We start from the raw sequence: 22224 nt of genomic DNA, 5'->3' as shown, positions 1-22224 counted from the left end.
CGGGGCAAGTAATGACCTTAAATAGTCATTGCGCAGATCAAAAGCCAGCCAAAGGAACGCGCATGCCCTGGCTCCACTTCACAGCCACTTACGATTTCATCCCCAAACCAGCTGTGACGATCCGCTATCCGGCAGGCTACGTCGGGCTTGTAACCACGCCCTGCGCTAATCGCGCCATTGCCGCTGGCAAAGCCGAGCGGCTTCCAACTCCCACGAAAGACGAGGCTGAAGCATGGCGAAGCGCGCAGGTGCCGGCAGCCTGAACTGCCGTTTGACGTTTCAGCGTCGCGAACAAATAAGCGATGAGTGGGGCGGCACGCGCGGTGAGTGGATCGACCAGTTCACCGTGCCCGGAAGGCTGGAACCGCGATACGGCAGTAATGCCGAAAGCGTCATGGCAGCGCGAATGCAGTCCATGCAGCCGTACAATCTGACCATTCGCAGTAGCACTGCGGCAAGGCAGATAACGGCATCGTGGCGGGCATACGACGCTCGGGCTGGCGTTACAGTCGACATCCAAGGCGCGCAACGACCGAACCGGGTTTTCGGAATTAAGACCGTCGTCAATCCGGACGAGCGCGGCGCTTATCTGGAATTGCTCGTTGTTGAAGGCGAGGAAACTTGATGGCGGTTAAGATTAAAGGTCTCGACCGTTTACAGATCAAGCTAACTAAGTTCCCAGAAGTAGCTGAAAAACTCGTTAGATCGGCAATGGAGCAAGGCGCGCAGGAAATCGTCAACATGATGCAAAACCTGGTCCCCGTCGATGACGGAGAGCTGATGGAAAGCATCGGGTGGACGTGGGGCGCAGCTCCAAAATACAGCCAGCGCATTGGCAGCGTTAAGTCGAATGACGGCAAACTGACAATCACGATCTACGCCGGCAATTCCAAGGTGCGTTACGCGCATCTGGTCGAATTCGGCAGCGCACCACACGTGAACGGCGGCATGTATCCCGGCACATTTAATCCGGGCGCCAAGGCGCAGCCGTTCTTCTATGTTTCGTGGCGGGCGAGGCGGCGCAGCGCAAAAGCTCGCGTATCTCGTGCCATTACAAAAGCGGCAAAACAGATTGCGGCGGATCGCTAATGGACCCGGTTTTAGAGCTTCAGGGCGCCATCATTCAGCGCCTACGCAACTTTCCCGCGCTCGTCGCCCTGATTGGCCAGCGCAGTTACGATAATCCTCCCACGAACGACCAAGGGCAGGTTTCGCCCTCAATCTTTCCATACGTCAGTATTGGCACGTCGAGCGCTCAACAGGCTGATGCCGATTGCATTTACGCTGACGATATCATTTTCCAGCTGGATGTCTGGTCGATTGAGCCAGCCAAAAAGCAGATGCGCGACGTCGCAAACGCAGTGCGTCTCGCAACACGAGGGTGGGAACCTGTTTTGACAGCAAACGCCCTCGTGACATTCGAATATTGGCGAACTGACTACATCAAGGATGGCGCAATCAACCACGCGTCGATCCGTTACACGGCGATCATCGAGCAGCCCTAAGGCACTCCGCGCCGATCACCCCGAAAATCTGTTTATAGGCCGCCCTTGGGTGGCTGTTTTCGTATGGAGGGCCGCAATGGCTCAAGCAACTACGATCAAAGGTGGCAAAGTCCGCGTCAAGATCGGTACAGTGGGTGTTGGCGGTGAAATCACCTACGCTGCACCTTGCGGTTTCACGCAGCGTTCTATCAGTCTGACTAAAAACCTCAATGAAGTTCCGATCCCAGATTGTGAAGACCCCGATAAGGTCGACTGGGTTGGTCGCGACGCGGTGTCGCTTTCTATGGGGGTGAACGGAGAAGGCGTATTGGCCGCAGAGTCAGTCGAAGATTGGCTTGATGCCGCGGAATCGATTGATAGCGTTCCTGTCCAGCTTGATCTCGAGTTTCCCGCCACGACGTACACTTACACGGGAAGAATGCACGTCGAAAGTCTCGAAATTGGCGGCAACAACGGCGAACGCGCGACAAACAACGTTTCTATGCAATCCGACGGCGAGATGGTCCGCACCTCGACTCCGACGGCTCCATAATGAGCAGAGACGCGAAAGTTGAACTCGACTGGGCGGATGGTACTTATACCTTCCGCCTTGGTTGGGGCGAATTGGAAGCGTTGCAGGAAGCTTGCGACGCTGGTCCTTGGGTCATTCTGGATCGGCTTTTCACTAAACAATGTCGTGTTGGCGATATTGCCCATGTTATCCGGCAGGGACTGATTGGTGGCGGTCTGGAGCCAACGGCGGCCACGAAACTCGTGCGAACCTACATCGAAAAGCGCCCACCTGCCGAAAATATCGTCTTCGCCACCATCATCCTGCAGGCTGGCATTCAAGGCGTACCGGAAGAGCCGGTGGGGGAGCCAGCGGCGGCAAATCAGACGGAGAGCAACTTGACAGTCTCCCCAACGGAAAAGTCAGATTTGCCGCGGTCTACGGCAATGGTGCGGCGCTCGGCTTCACGCCGCAAGAAGTAAGACGCATGTCCATGTGGCAGTTCATGGCTGCCGTTGACGGTTACGTCAAAGCTAACTCGACCGACGATGGCGGTTTAAGCCAGAAGGAAAAAGACGAGCTTTGGGAGTGGGTGAGCGAGGGGTAAGCTGGGCTGCTAGGAGCAACCCAGCTGCGTTGCCTCGGCCTGAGCCTGAGCGCGCTCCGCTTCCAGCAATCTTGGGATGTTGGCCCGGCTAAGCAGTTGCTGGCATCTCAGTTCTTTGTTTGCAGGGTCAGATGCCTTACTGCTGGCGCAACCGGTTATAGTCAGCGTGATCGCGCAAATAGTGACGATGACTTTCATTTATCCCCCTCCTTGGACTATTTTCTACGTTAATGGGTTAAAACCTGCACGCGCAATTATATTTTCTTCCGCTCGGATAGCTTCAGCTTTGTGATAGATTTGGGTTCTAAGAGCATCGAACAATCTACCATTTTGCTCATATATGATGATGTCGTTGAGCGTTCCCATGCCGCCATAACAGTGCAGGATGCGTATCACGCCGTGAAAGTCAGAAAGTCTGATTTCTGAAGCGCCTTTTTCGAGCGCTCTTGCCCAGCCCTGAACATTATGGGCGCGCAAAATTGCAACGATCTCATCTACATCGGAGCAAAGAGATTCTAAGTCCGGGTGCATGGCAGATCCTTTTGCTAAAACGTCGGCTCCTTCACGCGAGAGCCAGATTTGGCGCCGTCGACTCCCGTGGCAAATCCTTCGAAGTCACGACCGATGATAATCAGCGGCAGCGATGCCAGTGACGCGATACCGCCAAGGGTCAGTAGCGCATACGGCATGACCACACTTTGATTGTAATAGCCGCCGAATTGCACGTTCTTCGCGACCGTCGCGAGCAAATCCCAATAGCCATACGCGGACACCAGAGGGCCGGCGAATAGGAACGCGATTCCTAGCCAGCCCAAACCATTAAATCTCTGTTCTATTTACATAGGTGCCCCACCATGGCCACTAACCTTGAATCCCTTGTCATTCAATTTTCGGCCGATTTCAAGCGCTTGGAGAACGCGATTAATCGGCAACGTGGTCAATTCACCCGCCAGATGGACCAGATGGAGAAGTCAGCAAACGCAAGTGTGCAGCGCATAAATGCGGCGCTTGGAAACATCGGCAAGGGCACGATGCAAGACCTCGCTGCTCCCCTAACCGGCATTACTGCCGCATTGGGCACGCGCGAGTTGATGCAATATGCGGATGCTTGGACGCAGGCTGGAAACCTCATTCGTTCGTCAGCGACGGCAGCTGGTGTTGGCGCACGTTCGCTGAATGAGTTGAAGGGCTGTGCGAACGAAGCTCGGACAAGTCTCGAAGCCTATACTGACCTATATGCTCGGCTGATCAGATCGGCCTCCGCCGTAGCCAAGTCGGAAGACGAGATTGCTTTGGCAACGTCGCTTGTCTCGAAAGCCTTTAAGGCTGGCGGTGCGTCCGCACAGGAACAAGCTGCTGGCATTCTCCAGCTCGGGCAAGCTTTGGGTTCTGGCGTGTTGCAGGGCGATGAACTCCGGTCGTTGCGTGAAAACGCTCCGGTCATTGCGAAGGCAATTGCTGACGAGTTTAAGACCACGATCGCAGGCTTGAAGCAGCTTGGCGCCGATGGGAAACTGACGTCCGATCGCGTGTTCAAGGCTATCCTGAATGCGCAAAAGGGTATTGAGGCTCAGTTCAAGGCCACCAACGCGACCATTGCCGACGCCTTCACGCAGATTAATAACGAGTTTACCGCTTATATCGGCAATGCCGATAAGTCAGCTGGCGCGAGTAGGCAACTGGTTCAGGCGCTGCAGTATGTTGCTGACAACTTCAAAGAAATAGCCGACGTCGTCGCAGTCTTTGCGACCGTGCTGATTACCGCGTTCACGGGGCGGGCGATCGCTGGCGTAGTAGTCGGACTTGGCCAGGCCGTTGTTGCTTTAGGCTCATTCCTGACCGCACTTCGTACAGGTACGAGTGTAGTTGCCGCCTTCAGTGCATCGCTTGGGCCAATCGGCCTGTTAGCAGGTGCTGCGGCAGGGGCGGTTTACCTGCTCTATAACAATATGTCGTCCGGCGACCGGACCGCAAAATCATTCAGTGATGCGGTTGGTGAAAACAAGGTTGCGCTGGAAAGTGCGGCTTCAGCTTCGCGACAATACCAGACTGAATTGGTCAAGCAGATCAGCTTACAGCTTGAAGCAGCCAAAGCAGCCTATGCGCAGGCAAGCGCAAATGCAGATGCGGCCCTCATGCGGGATCAATCCTTCCTCCATGCGACTGGGATGAGGTTTGAGCCTCTTAGATATGCCGCTGAGACCGCGGGAAATGACGCTATCGCGCTGGCAAGCGCAGTTGGCGTATTAGAAGACCAACAGAAGAAAGCTCAGCAGATCCTCGCCTCAACGCCATCGGGCTACGGCGGCGGCATCGCGACTACACCAGACGACAAGAAGAAGGGCCGCACGAAGAAGACGTCCGCTGAGCGGTTCGACAGCGATATTCGACGTATCACCGACCGCACTGCTGCACTTGTCGCCGAGACCGAAGCGCAACGCCAGATCAATCCGCTGATCAACGACTATGGCTATGCCATGGAAAAGGCCCGTACTGAGCAGGAATTGCTCAATGCGGCTCAAAAGGCAGGTGTCGCGCTCACACCTGAACTGCGAGCACAAATCGCTGCTGCGGCAGATCAGTGGGCGTTAGCTAGCGCAGAAGCGGCCAAGTTGGCCGAGGCACAAAACCGGATCAAGGAAAGTGCCAAAGATATGGCGGCTTTCCAAAAGGATATGGTCAGCGGCATAGCTAACGATCTTATCAATGGCGCCAGCGCAGCAGAAACCTTTGCTAACGCGCTCGGGAAGATCGCGGATAAGCTGATTGAAATCGGCCTCGCGAACATCTTCGATACCGACAAGGGCGGCTTCAATCTATTCGGCGCTCTGGGCGGCATATTCCGTAAGAATGGTGGACCGGTGAAGCGCGCTGGCGGGGGAATCGTTCGCGGTCCTGGCGGGCCGCGTGGCGACAAAATCCCGGCGATGCTGAGCGATGAGGAATTCGTCGTGAATGCAGCTGCCACTAAGCGCAACCGCGGCTTGCTTGAAGCCATCAACAGCGGCGGCGTCATTGGACTGAAGGATGGCGGCTCACCTTTGCGCGCCCCATCCATGCCGATCCTGCGCTCATCTGCTGCAACGCAGCAAGCTCAATCCGGCATTGCCGATGTTCGCGTCTACATGGATCGCGATGGCAATTGGCAGGCCGAAGTCGAACGCATTTCACAGCGGAACGTGAAACAGGGGCTTACCGCCTTCGATAAAACGGGCGCAATGCGAACGGCACGCGATCTAAGGCAAGTCAATTCAAGGGGGCTAGCAAGGTAATGGCTGAACTTCTTCCGACTGGCCTGCGATATCAGCCGACTTTCCCGATCCTGAATCGCCCGGTTTCCATGTCTCAATACGGAGATCGGGCGATTTCTGCGATTGAGAACGGCGATCCGTTTTGGACGTGGACCGCAAAGATTACAGCGCTGACGAACGCCAAGCGCAATCTGCTCGAGGCGTTTATCGATCGATGCCGGGGCGGTCAAGTGACGGTGCACTACACACCGAAGCATGTTTGCATCCCACAAGCTTACTGGGGTGACGCGAATAACCCGGCAATCACCGGCACCGCGACGCTGGCTGCGATCAACGGCAACACGCTCACTTTGAATGGCGTCGCAGTCGGCTTGAAGCTGATGAACGGCGATTTGGTCGGTTTAACCGTCGGTGACTACAACTTCATCGCTCGCGTTGTTGCTGATGCCACAGCAGCCAGCACGAGCGTGCAGGTGAAGACCGAGCCGTTTCTACCGTCTTACATCACGGTCGGCGCGACGGTCCGCTTCAAAAAACCGGTGATGAACATGCGGTTGATGCCGAAGACGTGGGAAATTGGCGATGGCAAGTTTCCCGATGCGTCGTTTCAGTTGATTGAAGTGCCGAAGTGAAGGAGAAGATGATGGAAGAGAAACCACGGATGATGGTCAGTCAGCCTTGGACATTGCGCCGCATCACGAGAATTGAAGCAGGGCTGCACGAACTCATTTTCGACGTTGATGAGCAGCCCTCCATCAAATTGACTATCGAGGGATCATTCTCCCTTAAGAGCCTGCGTGTCGAAGGTGTTGCTACCCCCGCATGAGGGGCAGGTGACTCCCTGCATCTGTAAACGCATGCCTTTGTCATCTAAGGAGTGCGCGGGGAATATGACGGCATCACAATGCCCACACAACAAATCGGCGCCATTTTGATCTTTTTCATAACCGTAGCCGCCGACGAGGTCCATCCCCATTTCCGGAATTGAATCAGTTGCTTGTAGTCGTATCTGCTTCATTTCAAGCCTCCCATTGTTAACGCGAGCATCAAAGCCGAGTCGCAATCGGAAGTCGAGTATCCCACCAAATCAGGAGGCCTCATGGCTTTCCCAGCACGTCTACAGCAATTGCTCGACGAGGGCAGGGGCAAGATTGCCTCTGCCGTCAAAGTTGAATTCGGCACCGGCACTTATGGCTTTTTTTCTGGCAAGGGAAGCGTCCCTTACGGCGGCCTCACGTACAACGGCAACACACTGGTCGACATCGACGAGCCCATGTATGCGCTCGGTACGGCTGCCCAGCCCGTGACTATGCGGTTGCCTGCCGCTGCTGATTTCGGGCTTACACCCGACAAGCTGAAGCTTATTGAGCAGGAAGACTACAAGAACCGTCCTGTCACGTTCTACGACTTCTATTTCGATCCAGACTCGAACGCTTTCCTTCACGCCGAGCCGACTTGGTACGGCTATGTCGATACTATCGACCACCGCGAGGAAGGCGACAATGTGTGGCTGGAAGGCAATATCGAGACCGGTGCAGTCGACAATTTCCGCGAAGGCTATCGTTATGCCTCGCACGAGGATCAGCAGCTTGTTTCGTTAGGCGACATGCTTTTTGAGTATGCAGCGAGGATCAAGAATGAATTCTTCAAAATCAAATTCGGCTAGGGTCCCGAGCTGGGATCGGGCGCTGGAAGATATTGCGACGGCTCACGTATCCATCACTCCAGAATGGGGCGTCTCGGACTGCCTGATGACGGCGGCAGATGCGATTGAAGCGGTTATCGGTGAAAACCCTCTCGCCGAGTTCCGGGGCAAATATAAAACCGAGGCCGGGGCCGCTCGCAAGATGCGCGCCAATGGCTGCGAGAACGTCAAGGACGTTTTTGAGAACTACCTCAAGCTTGAACCCGTCAACCGGCTCTCTGCCCGTCGGGGTGATGTCGGCGTGATGATAATCAATGACGAATACGTCGCCGGTTTCATCAGCGGCACCGGGTTCGCGGTCAAACAGCCTAACGGCCTCGCATTCTACCCGGTGACCGATATCGTGCAGGCCTACAAGGTCGGCATCTAAAACATACGATAATTCGCGCCTTTGAAGGTCCGTTGACAGCGGGCCTATTTTGTTGCGCCTGCATGAGGCTTTTGCATGCCATTTCTCGCACCAATATTTACCGCTATCGGCGGCATTGTATCGAGCGTGGCCGCATGGGCAGCTGCAAGCCCGATCCTTGCGGGTATTGCGCAGACTGCATTCGGCATTGCGGCAAGGTTTGCTCTCAACGCGCTTTTCCCGCCCAAGTCGCAAAGCCGTGCTTCCGAACTGGAAACTCAATACGGCTCGAATATCCCGCGTTCGGTCATTCTCGGCACCTGTGCGACCGAAGGCCATCATATTTATCGCAACAGCTACGGCAGTGGCGGGCGGCTCATTCAGGACGTGTTCGTTCTGTCGAGTTTCCGCATCACCTCTGTGCCGCGTGTTCGCTACAACGGTGAATGGCGCGTCCTGTCAGTCCAAGACGCGGACGGTTACTGGCTTGTGCCGAATGAAGGCACGAGCGGCGACGATCATGATAACGTCCGGGTCAAGTTCTATTACGGCACGATGGATCAGCAGGCCGAGCCGACGCTGATCAACAATGCCCGTCCTTCCGGGCGCTGGACTGCGAACCATCGCGGCGCAGGCGTTGCCTATGCAATCGTGTTCTCCGAACTGCGCAAGGATGGCGATGGCCTTACCTCGCCAGCAAAGCTTCTGTTCGAAGTCGTCGGCGCGCCGCTTTATGACTGGCGCAAAGACAGCACTGTGGGCGGTTCCGGTGCGCATCGCTGGGAAGACCAGAGCACATGGGAATATTCCGACAATCCGGTTGTCGAGATTTACAATCTGGAGCGCGGTTTCTTCAATGGTACTCAGCGAATGGTCGGCAAGGCCGTCCGCGCAAGCCGCTTGCCGCTCGGTGATTACACCCAAGCTGCCAATATCTGCGATGAATTCATGGTCGATGGTTCGAAGCGCTATCGCGCCCATGCTATTGCCAAGGACGGCCCCGGCGCGAACCACGATGCAAACCTGACGCCGATCCTAGAAGCCATGTGCGGCTCATGGGTTGAACGTGTTGACGGCGAGTTTCCCATTGCTGGCCCTCCACAAGCTATCGTTGCAACCATTACCGATGACGATATCAAGCGTGGTGCGGCGTTGCGCTTCAGCGTCAAGCGCAAGCGTACGGAACTGATCAATACAGTCGCGGCGTCCTATATCTCGCCGGATGATTTCTATGAGACGAAGGATGCGGCAACCCGGATTGACGCCGGGGCATTGGCCGAGGATAGGGAAACGCTTGCCAGCGCCATTCCTTATTCCGCTGTTACGGATGTTCGGCAGGTGGACCGACTTGCCGATATCGCCATTCGTGGCGCTCGTTATCAGGCATCAGCGGAAATCGTCGTTCATCCGAAGTTCCTCGACACGATCAAGGAAGGCCGGTGGGTTCGCTGGAACAGCAAGAAGTATGGGGACCGCACATTTCAGGTTCTGACGCGCCAGCTTGGCGGCATCAATACCGATGGCGCCAGAGACATTTCACTGTCGTTGCAGCAGATCAGCAATGGTGTTTTCGACCCGACCGCATATGAGACCAACCCGCCGAACATCATCGTCGTGCCGCCGCCGCAATACCTGGCTGAAGTGCAGAACTTCTTCGCCATTCCAATTGTTGTCGTTGCAGATGGGCAAGGCGAATTGCCCGGTGTGCGACTGATCTGGGATCCAATTGATGATATCTCGGTAGTCGGCGTCGATATCGAATATTGGCCAGCGAATGATCCGTCGCAGGTGTTTACCAAGTTCGTGACGTGGGACGTGATCAATGTTCCTATTGTCGAAGGCTTGACCTCGCTGACTGACTGGTTTGTCCGGACACGGTTGCGCGTGGACAATGGTCGGTCGGTGGCTTGGTCGACAGCAACGCCGTTCACGACACTTAAGGCGGCAGGCGATGATATCCCAGTTGATTACGAGCGCCTTGACGAAGATGTGCGTGGCCTCATCAACTACATGACCGATGATATGCGCGAGTTGAAGCGACAGGCGCAGGAACTGGCGACAACGACGTCGGACAACCACAACAGCAATTACGCTGACCGCCAAGCCATTCGCCGTGAACTGACCAGCACCTTCGGAACTGCGCAAGCTCAGTGGCAGGAAGATATTCTGACAGCTACCGGGCCGAACAGCGCCATCGGTCAACAGTTAATACAGATCAATGTGAGCCTTGGCGAAAAGGCCGATGCGAGCACTGTCAGTCTGCTTCAAAGCCGCGTGGACAATGTCGACGGCGAGATAACGGCGGTATCAAACGCACTCACAGATGTGAATGCGTCGGTCAATGATGTTAGCGCAAACGCCACATGGCGCATGACAGCTACAGCCGGGACAAGCGGATCGGTAAAGATTGCCGCGTACGGCAGGCTAAATACCGGGAGCACGTGGCGGCAGGCCGGATGGTTTGTGAATATCACACCGACAGGTAGTCAGTTTGTTGTCCTTGCCAATCAGTTTGCCATTGCCGATCCAAACGATGATGGAAGCTTCACCTATCCGTTCGTTGTGCAAAATGGAGAAGTCTATGCCCAAAACATGAGGCTGGGGACGCTGAAATTCGATCAGCTTCAGTCCAATAACGGCAAGCTGATTATTCGCGGCAGCGGCTCGCTGGCAGATCTCAGGATTTTCACATGACCCAGACGTTCATCGGCTACAAACCGGGCGTTGGCCCGGTTCTAAAATGCCTGAAATACGACACTGACGATCCGTTGGCGCTGGCGAACACGGCATTTGACAGGTTCTTCTTCAATTCGGAGACACAGAACCTGTCCTATGTCTTTCCGACGAACCCGTTTTTCTATCGCTCGGCAGAACTATCTGCGCTCCCGGCAACCTTCAACATCACAAATGATCGGGGCAACGTGGTCATTTCTGGACGGACGGGAACGGCTACAGGTTTCTACAATGTCACAACGTATTACCGAATAACGAACGCCTATCCGAGCATGGGCTATGTTCCGATGTCGGAGTTCAGGCAGGTTGATCTGCTGACCAACCGAATTGAGTGCGGGTCTTTCCTCAGCTATTACGCCTTGGTTGGCTCGACCAATCATAACGTGGTGACGGCGCAGCAGTTCTATACCGTGATGGGAAAAATGGTTGGAACGACGAGTGGATCAACCACATTCCCGACGGTCTACAACGGCATAATCTCCACGACTGACCAAGGCTTTGTCGGGCTTGGAGAATGGTTCGTCTGGAAAAACCAGCTGATCTACACCGACAACAGAAACCCCAACGCCATTTATCCGAGTGTATGGGACCTGCCTGCCGATGCGTCGGCTATGCGGACTTACACGACGACAACGGGCCTACTGTCGCTGGAAGCAAGTTCCAGTCGGTTTGTGCTTTCCAGACCCGGCTATGACGTGAATACGACGAATGAGTTCGGCACGATCATGAGTACGAACAACCGCTCCCCGGCTTTGTGCGTCATGAACGGAACCGAGAACAATATCCCCGCCAATGAATCTAGAACGATAGCAGCACCTGCTGGCGTCATCCTCTCGCAAAGGGCGGTTGTTGACGTGATGTTCCGTGTCTCCGGGCAGACGTGGCGCGTACCTGGGCTTCTGACGGACACCACAGCGGCGGGACTTTGGCGGTTATCCTACACCGTGTCCAACAACAGCATCACGTTCTACAATTCGGAGAAAGACGCTGTTGACTTGCGATATGTCGTTTTTAACGTGGATGATCAGCCGACATCGACGGGCGGCAATCAGGTCATCTTCCGTGGCAATGATGGAACGCGGGACTTCGTTCAGATCAAGAAACCCGGCACAAGTGACCCTGCCAGCCGTCCGAATGATATCCTGTTTGACAGTCGGTATCCGCAATTCCAGATCATCGCTCAGGGCTTTATTCCGATATCCAGCTTTGGAGCAACGCAACCTCCGACCTCGATAGATAAAGGCGCAAGAACCTATCGGCTGAACTTCAACAACGCCGGTTTCGTGCCTTACCTGAAATACTCAACCGTGTTTCCGAACTGTGTGACGACGCCGATCTATCGAGCGGAGCGCGGGGTCGATGTTTCCAACATATCCATGCTGGCCGAAGTGAATGACACCTATGTCGATTTCTTTTGCTCGCCAGATAGCGGTTGGTCTGATGCATTCAGTCAGGCTGGCAGTTGGACGCGCCTTGACTACGGTGCCCGCATTCAGGGTGTCCGGTACTACATTTTCGGCATAACGCCGAGCTGATCTCAGGAGAAAAATCTATGGCTGTTTTGTCCGACTACGTGTCGGGAACGATCACTGTTACCCAAAATTCAGTGAGTTTTACGGGCACAAACACCCTTTGGAGAACGGCACAGTTCCGAGAGGGCGATACCGTTCAACTGAAGGGATACACGGCGATCATCGCGGCCTCATCGGCTTCTGACCCGCGCATTGCCTCGAACACCGCGGGAACGTTCACCGAACCGTGGCCGGGGCCTTCGGGAACGTTTGCTTATCGTATGCGCTTCATGCCGGATGGTGCTCGCGTCACTGCGCAGACGACGACGTTGATTGAGTTGCTCGGAAATGGCAACCTGCAAGCCTTGTCGGGTGTCAATGGCGCGACCAAGACGCTACCGTACTTTACCGGCGCTGGCAGTATGGATGCGCTTCCGGGTGCGGCAGATACCATGCCGTATTTTACGGGCGTCAATGGTATGGACGTCACCCCACTATCTCCGTTCGCTCGCACCATTCTTGACGATACAACGGCGGCGGGCGTTTATGGCACATTGGGAACAATACCTAACGCGCAGCTGCCGGGGCGTTTACAGGAGTATGCACCGCCGCTAACCGACGCCAATCTTGCAGTATTGACCGGATTTTACGTCCTGAACGCATCGGCAGCAAATAATCCGGGCGCTGGAGCGGGCTTCTTGCAAGTCATGATGAACGTTACGACCTATGGTCGCCAAATATATTGGCAAAGAGACGGATCACGTGTGTTCTCGCGCAACTTGACCAATGGCGTTTGGGGAGCGTGGCAGGAGATATGCGGAGGATTGGTCGGTCAAAATGGTTGGACTAGAGATCCGGACGGCCTAATCACGCAGTTCGGTTCTGCCGTCTTAACATTGAGCGCTTCCTTGGCAGCAACCATTACACTCCCGACAGCTTTCCCAACGGCGCAATTTCATGGGGCACTTCTTACAAACGGTGATTGGGCGTCGGCTTCTCAACGTGCCGCACAGCCGGTTGTCGTCAATTTTACCAACTCCACAATGCAAATTGCGGCAAATGGTGCCGCTACAGGCACCATAAGAATTGGCTTTCAAACAAGGGGAAATTAGCCTTATGATTTATGGTATATTTGATAATGAGGGTTTCCCGGCTGCATTTTATGATGAAAGAATTCACGGGTTCCGTAAGCTTCCGGTCTATAGTGCAGTGCCGGACCCGACTGAGGAAAATCCCAATCCCGTCGTTGAAATTGTCGGCTATCAGGACAATCCTAACTGCAAAATTCCTGCCGAAGCGGTTGAGATATCAGTCGAGCAGCATCAGGAGTTTCTATCATGGCAGGGGCTGCGCCGTTGGGAAAATGGGCAAGTGGTCGAATATTCACCGCCAGCTGTCGATCCCGTCGCGATCATCCCTGCTGTTACTCTCTGGGAACGCATGACTGATGTCGAGGCCGAACAGGTAAATGCGGCTATGGCCACTCAACCGTTCCGCACCCGTCAAATCTTTCTGACCGCAAACACGTTCCGCTCCGATCATGAGCTTTGGCCGCTGCTCGTTCAGATGGCGACGGATTTGTTTGGTGAGGAAAGGGCGGCGGAATTGCTGGGGGGCAACTAATTTGTAAGATCAATATCACCAGTAATCGGAGCTTGCCTCGAAGCACTATCGTCTGTTCTTATGATTTGGCAAGCAAGCACGTAAATTCGAACCGGCCGACGGGTGTTTGATTTATCTCACGAACAGTTAAATTTATAAGTCGTCTTTCAAATAACGCCATAATAATGTTTTGAAACACGTCAGGTGTAAATTGCCACCTATGGACATCTACATAACCCCCGGCGGCGGCTTCGTATTCTGCGATAGCCGCCTTTGCGCGGTGAGTCTGCGACCGTTTCCAATCATCATTGAAATGGTCACCGTTCCAATGTCGGGAGGCATCGTTGTGCGTCGTTTGCGCTCGATGCTCGATTACCTTTAACAATGGGTGACGCGTGTCCCCTTGAGCGAAGATAACTTCTTCAAGCGTAGAATGCGGTATCGCATAATCGAAACAATATCGCTTGTCAGGAATGATCAGATAGTAGATGCCGTCTTCATTAAGGATTTTCGAAACTTGGTTGAGGTGACGTATCAAATCAGGCTGATGTTCGATGCAATGAGAGCTAAGTATTTTGGAGAAATTCTCTTCAATTATCGAAAGGTCACCGGATGGAGAAACAAAGTCGATATTTGGTATTTTATCGATTGGCGCACCGTGAACTTTAGCTCTTTCCCGCAGAGATGATTGATCCATAACGTCAAAATATTTAACATTCGGTCCCATCGCGGTGGGACTATAAAATGGCCCAATCTCCAGAATACCACTTCCACTATCAACGATAGAGTAGATGCTCTCTCTCGTCGGAAAGGTTTTGGGTCTCGTTCTGGAAATCAGTCTGAGTGCACGTCTACGCATTCGGTTAAGCATATGCATTCCCCGTAAAGTAGTTGATGGCAATCAAACAGTTTTTTGCCGGCAGAGCAAAGAAAAAACCAGTTTTCACCATCCCCGCGCCTATCAAAGACGCCTTAGTTTTGTGTGAAGGCCATCCATGGAGGCGGCTTTTTCATCTCCCTCAGCGAGGAAGTCGCCATAGCAAAAAGCACGCAACGGCTAAAGCGGCAATTACGCCGCCCAATACAATCATATGATCTGAGATTGTGAGATTGAAGATAGTCATTCGCGATTCTTCTCTATCCAGACCATGAAGCCGATCAGGGCAAGCAGCGCGACCATTATCGTTCCGATAAACCACCAACTCATTCGCTCTCCTCCTCACAAGATAACTCTCATTGCGGGAGAAGGTTCAGTTGGCACGTATAAATTGAACAAAGCCCCGGTCAGTGTGCGTGCGAGGACGGGGCGGCCCCTCTTTGCAAAAAAAGGAGACGCCCGCGATGCTCGGGAACGTCTCCAAGTTCTGCACTTCAATCCACTGAAAAGCAGGACGTCAGTTTCTATTACAAGTGAAACCAGTCAAGGCTGGCTAGGTCACGAGTCTGTGAGCCGGACAGCGCCAATACGATAGTCTGGCTTGCGGCATCCCTATCAATCCGAAGTTTGAATGTTCTTGAAACTCGTTTCCGACTGGAAGCGGGTGCTTTGTCGTCACATCGACTCTTCACAAGGAATCCCCATGAACAAAACAACGTTCTTCGCGTATGCGAGGCGCGCGCCTTTTGGCGGGCGCTTGAGCCAGGCGCAGGTCGACGGCACGTCGGCAATTCTGGCCGAAGCAGAGCGGCGAGGCCTGCCGGACGAGCAGACGGCTTACGTGCTCGCGACAGCATTCCACGAAACTGGCGGCAAGATGCAGCCTATCGAGGAAAACCTCACCTACACCAGTGCCGCTCGCATAAGGCAGGTCTGGCCGTCGCGGTTCGCTTCTGTTGCTGCCGCCCAGCCTTATGTGCGTAATCCGCAGGCCTTGGCTAACAAGGTCTACGGCGGGCGCATGGGCAATACCGGTGCGAACGACGGCTGGCTATACCGCGGTCGTGCCTTGGCGATGATCACCGGGCGCGACAACTATAAGAAGTACGGCCTTGGCGATAACCCCGACTCCGCGCTGGAGATGGCGACGGCTATCCGCATCCTGTTTGACGGGATGATCAACGGCAAGTTTACCGGCAAGCGGCTGGCTGACTACTTCGGCGCCGGTAACGCTAACCCAGAAGGCGCCCGCGCCATCGTCAACGGCAGTGACAAAGCCAGCCTGATCGCCGGCTATTACCGCAACTTCCTCGACAGCCTTGTGGCGGCGCGCGAAATGAAGCCTGTCATTGCCGAAGACGCCAAGCCTGATGATGTGCCTCTGTTGCAGGACAAGACGGTGCAGACGATCGTCGCAGGCACAGGCGGGACGCTCGTTACCGGCCTTATCGGCGCAGTTTCCAATCCATGGGCATTCGCAACTGTCGCGCTCCTGCTGGTCGCAGCAGGCGCGGGCTTCTGGCTCTGGAAGAGCGGCAGGCTCGAACTGAAGAGGGTGGCGGCGTGAGCCTTACAAGGATTGCCATTGAATATGACAGCGACGCGGGAACGGCCACGGTGCGGATCGATAACGGCTCGCAGCAGTGGGACAACGCCAAACTCACAGTCTGCGATGCCACAGCAACCCGCGACGGCTATCTGCTGCCGCTCACAGGGCAGCAGCGCGCGCTTATTTTGACGGGAGTGCCGACATGACCTGGCTCTTAACCCTGCGTTCCAAGATCACAGGCTGGGCCGTGGCTATCGCTGCGGCCCTTGCGATTCTAGCGGGTGCTTACCTCAAAGGCAGGGCGGACAATGCCACAAGCGCCACCGCTGACCGGCTTAAAGCCGCCAATAAAGCAAGGAAGATCGAAGATGAAACCAGCAAGCTTGGCGGCGGCGATGTTGACGCTGCTCTGTCTCGGTGGATGCGTGACGGCCGGTAGCTATTGCGATGTCGCGCGGCCCGTCCGCCCGAGTGTTGAAGACAGCCTGACCGACGGCACGAAACGTCAGATCGTCGCAGAAAACACGAAACTTGAAAAGCTGTGCGGGGTGCGCCCGTGAGGACGCGAATGTGGCTGGCCTGCCTATGGCTGGGCGTAGCAGCAAGGGGGATTATCGGATGACCGGCGCTGAAATCATGGCCGTGGTCGGCTTCATCGTAATGCTGATGGGCTTTCTGTTTGGCCTCTGGAAGTACGTCGAAAGCCAGATCGCGAAAGCTGAAACGCGCAACGCTGCCAAAGCTGACGCTGCAACCGCTCTTGCCAGCCTGACGCGGCAGGAGCTTTCCGATTACAAGCTTCGCGCGGCAGAGACGTTCGCTACCAAGGCAGGCATGCAGGAGCAGACGTCGCAGATCATGCGAGCCATCGAAAGCGTAGCGCATCGCATTGATGGGCTCACCGAGCGGATTGATAATCTCATGCAGCCAAAATCGGTGAGAAGTAGAACTTAATTCCGTAAAGATTGGAACCAAAGATACTGCATACGCATTATATGTTCGGAAATACCAAATAAGAATGGAGAATATAATATGCGTCGTATTTTGCTAGCTGCTGTTGCAACTGCTGCACTCGTTTCTTTTGCAAATGCGCAGAACGCTACCGCAACACAAGAAGAGGCATTTGTTACTGCAAAGCCGACCGACGTTATTACTAGCAATATTCTAAATCTTGACGTTACGAATGCTAACGATGAGAGCATCGGCAAGATCCAGGATGTAGTGATGGGCGACGGTGACGTCGAAGGCTATATCGTATCGGTTGGCGGCTTCTTGGGCGTAGGCGAAAAGTATGTGGTCGTTGACCCGGATGCCATCGAGATTGTCTACTCTGAGAATGATAAGAAATGGTCGGCAAAAATGAACGCCACCAAGGAACAGCTCGAAAAGGCCACCGAGTTTAAGTACGAGGGTCGATGGGCCAAGTGACCAGTTTCTTAAGAGAGCGGCTTTCGGGCCGCTCTTTTTATTTAGTCCATTAACACCACATTTATCGAGATATTCCATCCTGCATATTGCGCCGCTCACCACGGTTAGCGAGGCTGTGCTGATCATTTCGTAACATCTAACTGATATTCTCGTCTTACAAGTTCGGCGATATTCTCGCGCCAATTGGGGTCAGACGCTTGTATTCTGTGCACTAATTCAACTTCAAGCCGAATGGAAATACTGGTCTTTTCGATTGGATTTTTTGGGCGACCACGGCGCTCACGCCTACGGGTTTCATTCATCAACAACTACACCTGTTCCATATTCACAAAGCGGAGGCTGGGGGATGAACCTTGCGTGAAGGTTGTGTTGCAGCTTTTCCATTTTCCACTTTACATCTCACCTCGAGACTCATTCTCTTTCCGCTTTCGGACGACCAATCCGAGCCGCTCACCACGGCTACCAACCGAACATGAGGAGACTGTATGTCCCATGACAGACAGGGCGCGGGTGCGCGCCTTTCATACGAAGAACTCCTGCGGCGCGCTGATGCTTACCGCGAGCACGGCACGCTGGTTAAGGCTGCCGCTGCGCTTGGCATAAAGAAGTCGGCATTTCACGAGAGCATAAAGCGGGCCGCGGAGATTGGGCTGTTGGGTCCGTCGCCGACGTTGCCCGGCTGTGCGATCAAAAGCCTGACTGAGATGCCGAACGGCACTTACGTGCGCCAGACGAAAGAGGCTGGCCCGGTCTATGAGCCTACGGCTGGCCTCGCTGTCAGGGGCAAGACAACGCTCGTGAACGCTGAAGGCAGGGTGATCACGCAGCACATCATGGAGCGGGCTGACGGTAAGGCGAGAGCCGGGGCGTTGGCCGCCATGGTCGATGCGCTCAAGGAAGACCTGCCGCGTGTCAGCATTATGCCAGCTCCGAAAGGCTGCCGCGAAGATCTGCTCAACCAGTTCACGATCACTGACAACCATTTCGGGATGATGTCATGGCGCGAAGAGACGGGCAGCGACTACGATCTGCGCATCGCAGAGCAACTTCTACTTGATTGGTTCTCTGCTGCTGTAGCGCAGGCACCTGACGCATCCACGGCTATTCTGGCACAGTTGGGCGATCTCATGCATCACGATGCATTGGAAAGCGTCACACCGGCACACAAGCACGTTCTTGATGCTGACAGCCGTCTGCAAAAAGTCATCCGGGTGGTAATCCGCACAATCAGACGCATCATCGATATGCTCTTGCAGAAGCATGAGCGCGTGCATGTTGTGATGGCTTCAGGCAATCATGATCCGGCGTCATCTGCATGGCTTCGCGAAATGCTGGCAGTCATGTACGAAAACGAGCCGCGTATCACCGTCGATAACTCGCCCTCTCTTTACTATGCCTTCGAATGGGGTCGAACGATGCTGGCCTATCATCATGGTCACAAACGCGGCGTAGCGAATATCGAGGCGACGATTGCTGGCATGTTCCGCGAAATGTTCGGGCGGTCGCTTCAAGCCTACGTGCACATCGGGCACAGACACAGCGACGATGCCCGCAAAGGCGCGCTGATGTATGTCGAGCAGCACGAAACGCTTGCCGCTCCTGACGCATACGCAGCGGGCGGAGGATGGCTATCTGGGCGGTCGGCAAAGCGGATCACCTACAGCAAAGAGTTTGGCGAAGTAGGTCGCGACATTCTTCGGCCTGAAATGGTCCAAGGCGCAGCGCGTGTGCCGGTGGCCGCGAATGATAATCAACCCAGTCGTGCGGCGGCCTAAAGAGAAAAGGCGGGCAAATGCCCGCCTCTAATTTGGTTGCCCTATTGTGCAGCGAGAATGCCTGCGATCAATCCGGTAGCGCCGGCGATCAGAAGATACTGGTTGTCGACCTTTACCCAATGCTGGCCACGGCCAGGCTTACGAAGGCCATAGCGATGGTAGTCGCGAATCTCCTGATGGCGACGCCAATCGCTGTAACGCTGCCCCTTCGACCACTGATGACGACCGTGGTCGCGGCGATCATGGCGATAGAACTCCTTGCCATGATGTGGGCGCTGCGGCTCGTAGCGATGCGGAGCGGGCTTGCCATGGTGGTAATCACGGGCCTGCGCCATCGGAGCGGCAACGAAGGTCATTGCGATGGCTGCTAGTACGGCTTTCTTGAACATAAATACTCTCCTTTGTTGTCCGCAACATATCGGGGACGAACTGAATGGCAGATGAACAGAGTTCGGCGCAAACATTAAATAAAATCAATGTGATATTAGTAATTCATTAACCAAAACACCAACCATCAAAGCACAAAATACGAGGAGAGAAATATGGAGCTACACCAGCTTTACGGCGTGCATAGACCGGGCGATGAATGGCCGGAAGAAGACCGCGCCGCGCGAGCGGCGGTTGAAGGACGACAGATCAGGGCGGGCGGGACAGTTATAAGCCGCGCGCCAAAACCTTACAACGATAGCCGCAAGCCACTCGTCATCATCGAAAGCCCGTACGGCGGCGATGTCGTGCGCAATACCGCTTATGCCCGCGCATGCCTTCTAGACAGCCTGCGCCGGGGCGAAGCACCGATTGCGAGCCACTTGCTACACACGCAAGTGCTGGACGACTTGCGGCCTGATGAGCGAGAACTGGGCATTGAGGCTGGCCTTGCATGGTATCGCGTGGCAGAGAGATGCGTGATCTACGAAGATCTTGGTATAAGCAATGGAATGAGAGCTGGTATTGCGCGCGCTTACGACCACGGCGTGCCGTGGGAATTTCGGAGTTTGACGGCATGGAGGGCAGCGGCGTGACGATACCAGAAGATATTGAAGCAACGGCAAAGAAGGCGGTGGAATTGTGGCTCCCACCGCGCGATGTGCGTGACGCCGCAATTGATAGCTTCGACATGAACGGGCTGGCAAATTCTGTGAAGGAGATCATCGCCCGCTCCATCCTCGCAGAGCGTCAGCGTTTCGCGGATGTGGCAACACGTGAGCGAGAGGCATGGTACGATCACGACGGCGAGCTCCTCGGGCCTGACGTTGCGGCCGCCATCCTCGCAGGAGAAAACCCATGAGTAACCTTGAAACAGCAATTGCGGTAGCGGCAGCGGCGCATATGGACCAGAAGAGCGACAACGGCGATCCGTACATTCTGCATCCACTGCGCGTTATGATGGCTCAGGAGACACGCGAAACGCAGATCCTCGCTGTTATGCATGACATGATCGAGCACACGAACACGTCGCTGAACGATATCTATTCGTTCGGCTTTGACGACGACATCGTTCTTGCCTTGAATGCGATCACCCGTCGCGATGACGAAGACTATCTCGTCTACGTCAAACGGGCCTGCTCCAATCCTATCGCGCGACCGGTGAAGATCGCAGACCTGCGCGACAATCTACGTGCCTATGGCGACGATGAGGAACATCGCGTGCGCTATACAGAAGCTCTCGAAATGATTGGGGAGGCGCCATGATCCCCTTCAAAGTTGGCGAAAAAGTCGTCTGCATCGATGCCAAGGTCGGCTTCGAACAGTTCATCGAGATCAAAGAGGGCGAAGTTTATACCGTAAGCTGGATCGGCCCGTTCGAGCACTACACGCAGGGCAGCTACATCGGTGTACGGCTCAAAGGCGTTGATCGCGGCATCTGCCCGCAGTTCGGGTATGACAATCCGCCGTTCGCAGCGCGTCGGTTTCGCCCGCTTGTTCGGGATAAGCTGTCGTCGGTCCGGGGACTACTTGCTGGTGGCCCTGTAACTGAGGAGTTTGAAGAGCCGAAGCGGAAGGTGAGGGAGGAAGTCTAATGGTTCCAGATGCACGAATTGATCGTGAGATGGCTGAATGGGCGCGCAGCGGTAGATCGGCCGCTGACATAGCAAAAGCGCCCGATTGCGACCGCCCTTTCTCGTCCGTCACTTCCGACGGCGGCAGCACGAGCTATTACGAGCTGCCTCCACAAGCGACCGAGCTAAACGACCTTATCGAGCACAAAGGCATGTCCTTCGCGCTCGGCAATATCTTCAAGGCTTGTTATCGGTTTGGGGAGAAAGACGCGGCCAGCCGAATGTATGATCTGAATAAAATCATCTATTTTGCGGAGAGGCTGAAAGCGTTGGAGACGAGAACGAAAACTTAGCCAGTAGCGCGCGTCCTTTTGGAGCTATCTACGAAAAGACCGCCTTCGGGATGAGCCTCCGCATGACCGCCTCAGTATATTAGAAAGCTTTGTCCAATCCTCTGAGGGGGATGACATCTGGTTGTGAGCGTCTTCAATCTCGCGCTGCGTAGCAACAGAATTTTTCAATATGCTAAGATTCGTGGCCGGTACGGCAAGGCCGATATTCTTTACATGGTTATCCATTTTAATCTCTCTTTCGTGTTGGCTCCCTTGCCAAGCAATTAAAATAAAAAAAGGTCGGGCGAATGCCCGACCCTAAAGCCGACTTCTTTCATTCGTGCCAGTACATCCGTGGTCACAAGAAAGAAGAAGCTTCATTTACGCTGCTTGCAGATTACAGGCTGACATTTTCCCTGATTTACGATCCTGTTCCAGATCATAAGTGAGCTTCTGGCCTTCGGTCAGCGAGTACATACCTGCGCGTTCAACCGCAGAGATATGAACAAA

General features: G+C 54.7%; 32 protein-coding genes. 25 read left to right on the top strand and 7 right to left on the bottom strand.

Features of this window, described 5'->3' with window-relative positions; all coding sequences use genetic code 11:
* Positions 1-62: 62 nt before the first annotated feature.
* From FHW00_RS18460 to FHW00_RS18435, 6 genes are all read left to right on the top strand, one after another.
* Positions 63-263, top strand: coding sequence for a hypothetical protein (locus FHW00_RS18460; RefSeq protein WP_078339739.1), 201 nt, complete (start codon positions 63-65; stop codon positions 261-263).
* Positions 233-625 (top strand): head-tail adaptor protein, encoded by a 393-nt coding sequence (locus tag FHW00_RS18455; protein WP_078339738.1) that lies wholly within the window; start codon positions 233-235, stop codon positions 623-625. Before FHW00_RS18460 ends, FHW00_RS18455 begins: the two co-directional genes overlap by 31 nt.
* A complete protein-coding gene (locus FHW00_RS18450) occupies positions 625-1089 on the top strand; it encodes an HK97-gp10 family putative phage morphogenesis protein (protein WP_078339737.1) in 465 nt (154 codons plus the stop codon). The genes FHW00_RS18455 and FHW00_RS18450 overlap by 1 nt, the downstream gene beginning before the upstream one ends.
* A complete protein-coding gene (locus FHW00_RS18445; protein ID WP_078339736.1) occupies positions 1089-1505 on the top strand; it encodes a DUF3168 domain-containing protein in 417 nt (138 codons plus the stop codon). The genes FHW00_RS18450 and FHW00_RS18445 overlap by 1 nt, the downstream gene beginning before the upstream one ends.
* 76 nt (positions 1506-1581) lie before the next feature.
* Positions 1582-2037, top strand: coding sequence for a phage tail tube protein (locus FHW00_RS18440; RefSeq protein WP_078339735.1), 456 nt, complete (start codon positions 1582-1584; stop codon positions 2035-2037).
* A complete protein-coding gene (locus FHW00_RS18435; protein ID WP_078339734.1) occupies positions 2037-2477 on the top strand; it encodes a gene transfer agent family protein in 441 nt (146 codons plus the stop codon). The genes FHW00_RS18440 and FHW00_RS18435 overlap by 1 nt, the downstream gene beginning before the upstream one ends.
* Before the next feature lie 134 nt (positions 2478-2611).
* Here the strand turns inward: FHW00_RS18435 and FHW00_RS18430 are convergent, their stop codons facing one another.
* Genes FHW00_RS18430 through FHW00_RS18420 form a run of 3 tightly spaced genes read right to left on the bottom strand, consistent with a single transcriptional unit; the run spans position 2612 to position 3417 of the window.
* On the bottom strand, positions 2612-2800 hold the full coding sequence (locus tag FHW00_RS18430; RefSeq protein WP_078339733.1) for a hypothetical protein: 189 nt from the start codon (positions 2798-2800) through the stop codon (positions 2612-2614).
* A gap of 24 nt (positions 2801-2824) precedes the next feature.
* Positions 2825-3133 (bottom strand): DUF6966 domain-containing protein, encoded by a 309-nt coding sequence (locus tag FHW00_RS18425; RefSeq protein WP_078339732.1) that lies wholly within the window; start codon positions 3131-3133, stop codon positions 2825-2827.
* 14 nt (positions 3134-3147) lie between these two features.
* Entirely contained in the window at positions 3148-3417 is a 270-nt protein-coding gene (locus FHW00_RS18420) for a hypothetical protein (RefSeq protein ID WP_139364394.1), read from the bottom strand.
* Positions 3418-3456: 39 nt separating this feature from the next.
* On the opposite strand from FHW00_RS18420, the gene FHW00_RS18415 reads away from it, so the two are divergent.
* Together FHW00_RS18415 and FHW00_RS18410 are read left to right on the top strand one after the other, a co-directional pair.
* A complete protein-coding gene (locus FHW00_RS18415; RefSeq protein ID WP_078339730.1) occupies positions 3457-5874 on the top strand; it encodes a tape measure protein in 2418 nt (805 codons plus the stop codon).
* Positions 5874-6485: a hypothetical protein gene (locus tag FHW00_RS18410; RefSeq protein WP_078339729.1), complete on the top strand. Its 612-nt coding sequence runs from the start codon at positions 5874-5876 to the stop codon at positions 6483-6485. The genes FHW00_RS18415 and FHW00_RS18410 overlap by 1 nt, the downstream gene beginning before the upstream one ends.
* 143 nt (positions 6486-6628) lie before the next feature.
* On the opposite strand, the gene FHW00_RS18405 is transcribed toward FHW00_RS18410, so the two are convergent.
* Positions 6629-6871: a hypothetical protein gene (locus FHW00_RS18405; RefSeq protein WP_139364393.1), complete on the bottom strand. Its 243-nt coding sequence runs from the start codon at positions 6869-6871 to the stop codon at positions 6629-6631.
* An 81-nt stretch (positions 6872-6952) separates the two neighbouring features.
* Here FHW00_RS18405 and FHW00_RS18400 point away from each other — a divergent pair, with 81 nt between their 5' ends.
* The 6 genes from FHW00_RS18400 (at position 6953) to FHW00_RS24595 (ending at position 13774) form a co-directional block, all read left to right on the top strand.
* Positions 6953-7519: a hypothetical protein gene (locus tag FHW00_RS18400; protein WP_078339727.1), complete on the top strand. Its 567-nt coding sequence runs from the start codon at positions 6953-6955 to the stop codon at positions 7517-7519.
* A complete protein-coding gene (locus FHW00_RS18395; protein WP_078339726.1) occupies positions 7491-7928 on the top strand; it encodes a DUF6950 family protein in 438 nt (145 codons plus the stop codon). The genes FHW00_RS18400 and FHW00_RS18395 overlap by 29 nt, the downstream gene beginning before the upstream one ends.
* Before the next feature lie 75 nt (positions 7929-8003).
* Positions 8004-10601 carry a phage tail tip fiber protein gene (locus tag FHW00_RS18390; protein WP_078339725.1) on the top strand — a complete coding sequence of 866 codons (2598 nt, stop codon included), beginning with the start codon at positions 8004-8006 and terminating at the stop codon, positions 10599-10601.
* A complete protein-coding gene (locus FHW00_RS18385) occupies positions 10598-12175 on the top strand; it encodes a hypothetical protein (protein ID WP_078339724.1) in 1578 nt (525 codons plus the stop codon). Before FHW00_RS18390 ends, FHW00_RS18385 begins: the two co-directional genes overlap by 4 nt.
* A gap of 17 nt (positions 12176-12192) precedes the next feature.
* The gene (locus FHW00_RS18380) at positions 12193-13263 is read left to right on the top strand and encodes a pyocin knob domain-containing protein (protein WP_078339723.1); all 1071 of its coding nucleotides are present in this window, start codon (positions 12193-12195) and stop codon (positions 13261-13263) included.
* Positions 13264-13267: 4 nt separating this feature from the next.
* Complete coding sequence (locus FHW00_RS24595) at positions 13268-13774, top strand: hypothetical protein (protein WP_445557954.1); 507 nt, start codon at positions 13268-13270, stop codon at positions 13772-13774.
* 58 nt (positions 13775-13832) lie between these two features.
* Here the strand turns inward: FHW00_RS24595 and FHW00_RS18370 are convergent, their stop codons facing one another.
* Entirely contained in the window at positions 13833-14624 is a 792-nt protein-coding gene (locus tag FHW00_RS18370; RefSeq protein WP_445557953.1) for a hypothetical protein, read from the bottom strand.
* A 709-nt stretch (positions 14625-15333) separates the two neighbouring features.
* Here FHW00_RS18370 and FHW00_RS18365 point away from each other — a divergent pair.
* The 6 genes from FHW00_RS18365 to FHW00_RS18340 all read left to right on the top strand — a co-directional run bounded on the left by FHW00_RS18365 (position 15334) and on the right by FHW00_RS18340 (position 19382).
* A complete protein-coding gene (locus tag FHW00_RS18365) occupies positions 15334-16197 on the top strand; it encodes a chitinase (RefSeq protein ID WP_078339722.1) in 864 nt (287 codons plus the stop codon).
* Entirely contained in the window at positions 16194-16385 is a 192-nt protein-coding gene (locus FHW00_RS18360; RefSeq protein ID WP_078339721.1) for a hypothetical protein, read from the top strand. The genes FHW00_RS18365 and FHW00_RS18360 overlap by 4 nt, the downstream gene beginning before the upstream one ends.
* Positions 16382-16618 (top strand): hypothetical protein, encoded by a 237-nt coding sequence (locus FHW00_RS18355; protein WP_078339720.1) that lies wholly within the window; start codon positions 16382-16384, stop codon positions 16616-16618. The genes FHW00_RS18360 and FHW00_RS18355 overlap by 4 nt, the downstream gene beginning before the upstream one ends.
* A 179-nt stretch (positions 16619-16797) precedes the next feature.
* Positions 16798-17133 carry a hypothetical protein gene (locus tag FHW00_RS18350; RefSeq protein WP_078339719.1) on the top strand — a complete coding sequence of 112 codons (336 nt, stop codon included), beginning with the start codon at positions 16798-16800 and terminating at the stop codon, positions 17131-17133.
* A gap of 78 nt (positions 17134-17211) precedes the next feature.
* Positions 17212-17607 (top strand): PRC-barrel domain-containing protein, encoded by a 396-nt coding sequence (locus FHW00_RS18345; protein ID WP_078339718.1) that lies wholly within the window; start codon positions 17212-17214, stop codon positions 17605-17607.
* Positions 17608-18092: 485 nt separating this feature from the next.
* Positions 18093-19382 (top strand): oxidoreductase, encoded by a 1290-nt coding sequence (locus tag FHW00_RS18340; protein ID WP_078339717.1) that lies wholly within the window; start codon positions 18093-18095, stop codon positions 19380-19382.
* A 41-nt stretch (positions 19383-19423) separates the two neighbouring features.
* On the opposite strand, the gene FHW00_RS18335 is transcribed toward FHW00_RS18340, so the two are convergent.
* On the bottom strand, positions 19424-19771 hold the full coding sequence (locus FHW00_RS18335; RefSeq protein WP_078339716.1) for an RcnB family protein: 348 nt from the start codon (positions 19769-19771) through the stop codon (positions 19424-19426).
* A gap of 153 nt (positions 19772-19924) precedes the next feature.
* Between FHW00_RS18335 and FHW00_RS18330 the strand changes: the two genes are divergently transcribed.
* The 5 genes from FHW00_RS18330 to FHW00_RS18310 are packed head-to-tail and all read left to right on the top strand — an operon-like array spanning position 19925 to position 21735.
* Positions 19925-20404: a DUF7768 domain-containing protein gene (locus FHW00_RS18330; RefSeq protein ID WP_210189482.1), complete on the top strand. Its 480-nt coding sequence runs from the start codon at positions 19925-19927 to the stop codon at positions 20402-20404.
* On the top strand, positions 20401-20670 hold the full coding sequence (locus FHW00_RS18325) for a hypothetical protein (protein ID WP_139364392.1): 270 nt from the start codon (positions 20401-20403) through the stop codon (positions 20668-20670). Before FHW00_RS18330 ends, FHW00_RS18325 begins: the two co-directional genes overlap by 4 nt.
* Complete coding sequence (locus FHW00_RS18320) at positions 20667-21074, top strand: GTP pyrophosphokinase (RefSeq protein WP_078339714.1); 408 nt, start codon at positions 20667-20669, stop codon at positions 21072-21074. Before FHW00_RS18325 ends, FHW00_RS18320 begins: the two co-directional genes overlap by 4 nt.
* Positions 21071-21403: a hypothetical protein gene (locus FHW00_RS18315; RefSeq protein ID WP_078339713.1), complete on the top strand. Its 333-nt coding sequence runs from the start codon at positions 21071-21073 to the stop codon at positions 21401-21403. Before FHW00_RS18320 ends, FHW00_RS18315 begins: the two co-directional genes overlap by 4 nt.
* A complete protein-coding gene (locus tag FHW00_RS18310) occupies positions 21403-21735 on the top strand; it encodes a hypothetical protein (protein WP_078339712.1) in 333 nt (110 codons plus the stop codon). The genes FHW00_RS18315 and FHW00_RS18310 overlap by 1 nt, the downstream gene beginning before the upstream one ends.
* Positions 21736-22095: 360 nt before the next feature.
* On the opposite strand, the gene FHW00_RS18305 is transcribed toward FHW00_RS18310, so the two are convergent.
* A partial coding sequence (locus FHW00_RS18305; RefSeq protein ID WP_182514680.1) for a cold shock domain-containing protein occupies positions 22096-22224 on the bottom strand: 129 nt, incomplete at its 5' end.

Origin of the sequence: Ochrobactrum sp. P6BSIII (genome assembly GCF_014138065.1) — a bacterium.
Lineage (GTDB): Bacteria > Pseudomonadota > Alphaproteobacteria > Rhizobiales > Rhizobiaceae > Brucella.
Note: the sequence above shows the minus strand (reverse complement) of the source record. Positions and strands in the feature narration are given on the sequence as shown.

Excerpts from the sequence above, each read along its gene's own strand:
- FHW00_RS18460 (WP_078339739.1), top strand. The coding sequence starts at position 63 with ATGCCCTGGCTCCACTTCACAGCCACTTACGATTTCATCCCCAAACCA.
- FHW00_RS18455 (WP_078339738.1), top strand. The coding sequence starts at position 233 with ATGGCGAAGCGCGCAGGTGCCGGCAGCCTGAACTGCCGTTTGACGTTT.
- FHW00_RS18450 (WP_078339737.1), top strand. The coding sequence starts at position 625 with ATGGCGGTTAAGATTAAAGGTCTCGACCGTTTACAGATCAAGCTAACT.
- FHW00_RS18445 (WP_078339736.1), top strand. The coding sequence starts at position 1,089 with ATGGACCCGGTTTTAGAGCTTCAGGGCGCCATCATTCAGCGCCTACGC.
- FHW00_RS18440 (WP_078339735.1), top strand. The coding sequence starts at position 1,582 with ATGGCTCAAGCAACTACGATCAAAGGTGGCAAAGTCCGCGTCAAGATC.
- FHW00_RS18435 (WP_078339734.1), top strand. The coding sequence starts at position 2,037 with ATGAGCAGAGACGCGAAAGTTGAACTCGACTGGGCGGATGGTACTTAT.
- FHW00_RS18430 (WP_078339733.1), bottom strand. The coding sequence starts at position 2,800 with ATGAAAGTCATCGTCACTATTTGCGCGATCACGCTGACTATAACCGGT.
- FHW00_RS18425 (WP_078339732.1), bottom strand. The coding sequence starts at position 3,133 with ATGCACCCGGACTTAGAATCTCTTTGCTCCGATGTAGATGAGATCGTT.
- FHW00_RS18415 (WP_078339730.1), top strand. The coding sequence starts at position 3,457 with ATGGCCACTAACCTTGAATCCCTTGTCATTCAATTTTCGGCCGATTTC.
- FHW00_RS18410 (WP_078339729.1), top strand. The coding sequence starts at position 5,874 with ATGGCTGAACTTCTTCCGACTGGCCTGCGATATCAGCCGACTTTCCCG.
- FHW00_RS18405 (WP_139364393.1), bottom strand. The coding sequence starts at position 6,871 with ATGAAGCAGATACGACTACAAGCAACTGATTCAATTCCGGAAATGGGG.
- FHW00_RS18400 (WP_078339727.1), top strand. The coding sequence starts at position 6,953 with ATGGCTTTCCCAGCACGTCTACAGCAATTGCTCGACGAGGGCAGGGGC.
- FHW00_RS18395 (WP_078339726.1), top strand. The coding sequence starts at position 7,491 with ATGAATTCTTCAAAATCAAATTCGGCTAGGGTCCCGAGCTGGGATCGG.
- FHW00_RS18390 (WP_078339725.1), top strand. The coding sequence starts at position 8,004 with ATGCCATTTCTCGCACCAATATTTACCGCTATCGGCGGCATTGTATCG.
- FHW00_RS18385 (WP_078339724.1), top strand. The coding sequence starts at position 10,598 with ATGACCCAGACGTTCATCGGCTACAAACCGGGCGTTGGCCCGGTTCTA.
- FHW00_RS18380 (WP_078339723.1), top strand. The coding sequence starts at position 12,193 with ATGGCTGTTTTGTCCGACTACGTGTCGGGAACGATCACTGTTACCCAA.
- FHW00_RS24595 (WP_445557954.1), top strand. The coding sequence starts at position 13,268 with ATGATTTATGGTATATTTGATAATGAGGGTTTCCCGGCTGCATTTTAT.
- FHW00_RS18370 (WP_445557953.1), bottom strand. The coding sequence starts at position 14,624 with ATGCTTAACCGAATGCGTAGACGTGCACTCAGACTGATTTCCAGAACG.
- FHW00_RS18365 (WP_078339722.1), top strand. The coding sequence starts at position 15,334 with ATGAACAAAACAACGTTCTTCGCGTATGCGAGGCGCGCGCCTTTTGGC.
- FHW00_RS18355 (WP_078339720.1), top strand. The coding sequence starts at position 16,382 with ATGACCTGGCTCTTAACCCTGCGTTCCAAGATCACAGGCTGGGCCGTG.
- FHW00_RS18350 (WP_078339719.1), top strand. The coding sequence starts at position 16,798 with ATGACCGGCGCTGAAATCATGGCCGTGGTCGGCTTCATCGTAATGCTG.
- FHW00_RS18345 (WP_078339718.1), top strand. The coding sequence starts at position 17,212 with ATGCGTCGTATTTTGCTAGCTGCTGTTGCAACTGCTGCACTCGTTTCT.
- FHW00_RS18340 (WP_078339717.1), top strand. The coding sequence starts at position 18,093 with ATGTCCCATGACAGACAGGGCGCGGGTGCGCGCCTTTCATACGAAGAA.
- FHW00_RS18335 (WP_078339716.1), bottom strand. The coding sequence starts at position 19,771 with ATGTTCAAGAAAGCCGTACTAGCAGCCATCGCAATGACCTTCGTTGCC.
- FHW00_RS18330 (WP_210189482.1), top strand. The coding sequence starts at position 19,925 with ATGGAGCTACACCAGCTTTACGGCGTGCATAGACCGGGCGATGAATGG.
- FHW00_RS18320 (WP_078339714.1), top strand. The coding sequence starts at position 20,667 with ATGAGTAACCTTGAAACAGCAATTGCGGTAGCGGCAGCGGCGCATATG.
- FHW00_RS18315 (WP_078339713.1), top strand. The coding sequence starts at position 21,071 with ATGATCCCCTTCAAAGTTGGCGAAAAAGTCGTCTGCATCGATGCCAAG.
- FHW00_RS18310 (WP_078339712.1), top strand. The coding sequence starts at position 21,403 with ATGGTTCCAGATGCACGAATTGATCGTGAGATGGCTGAATGGGCGCGC.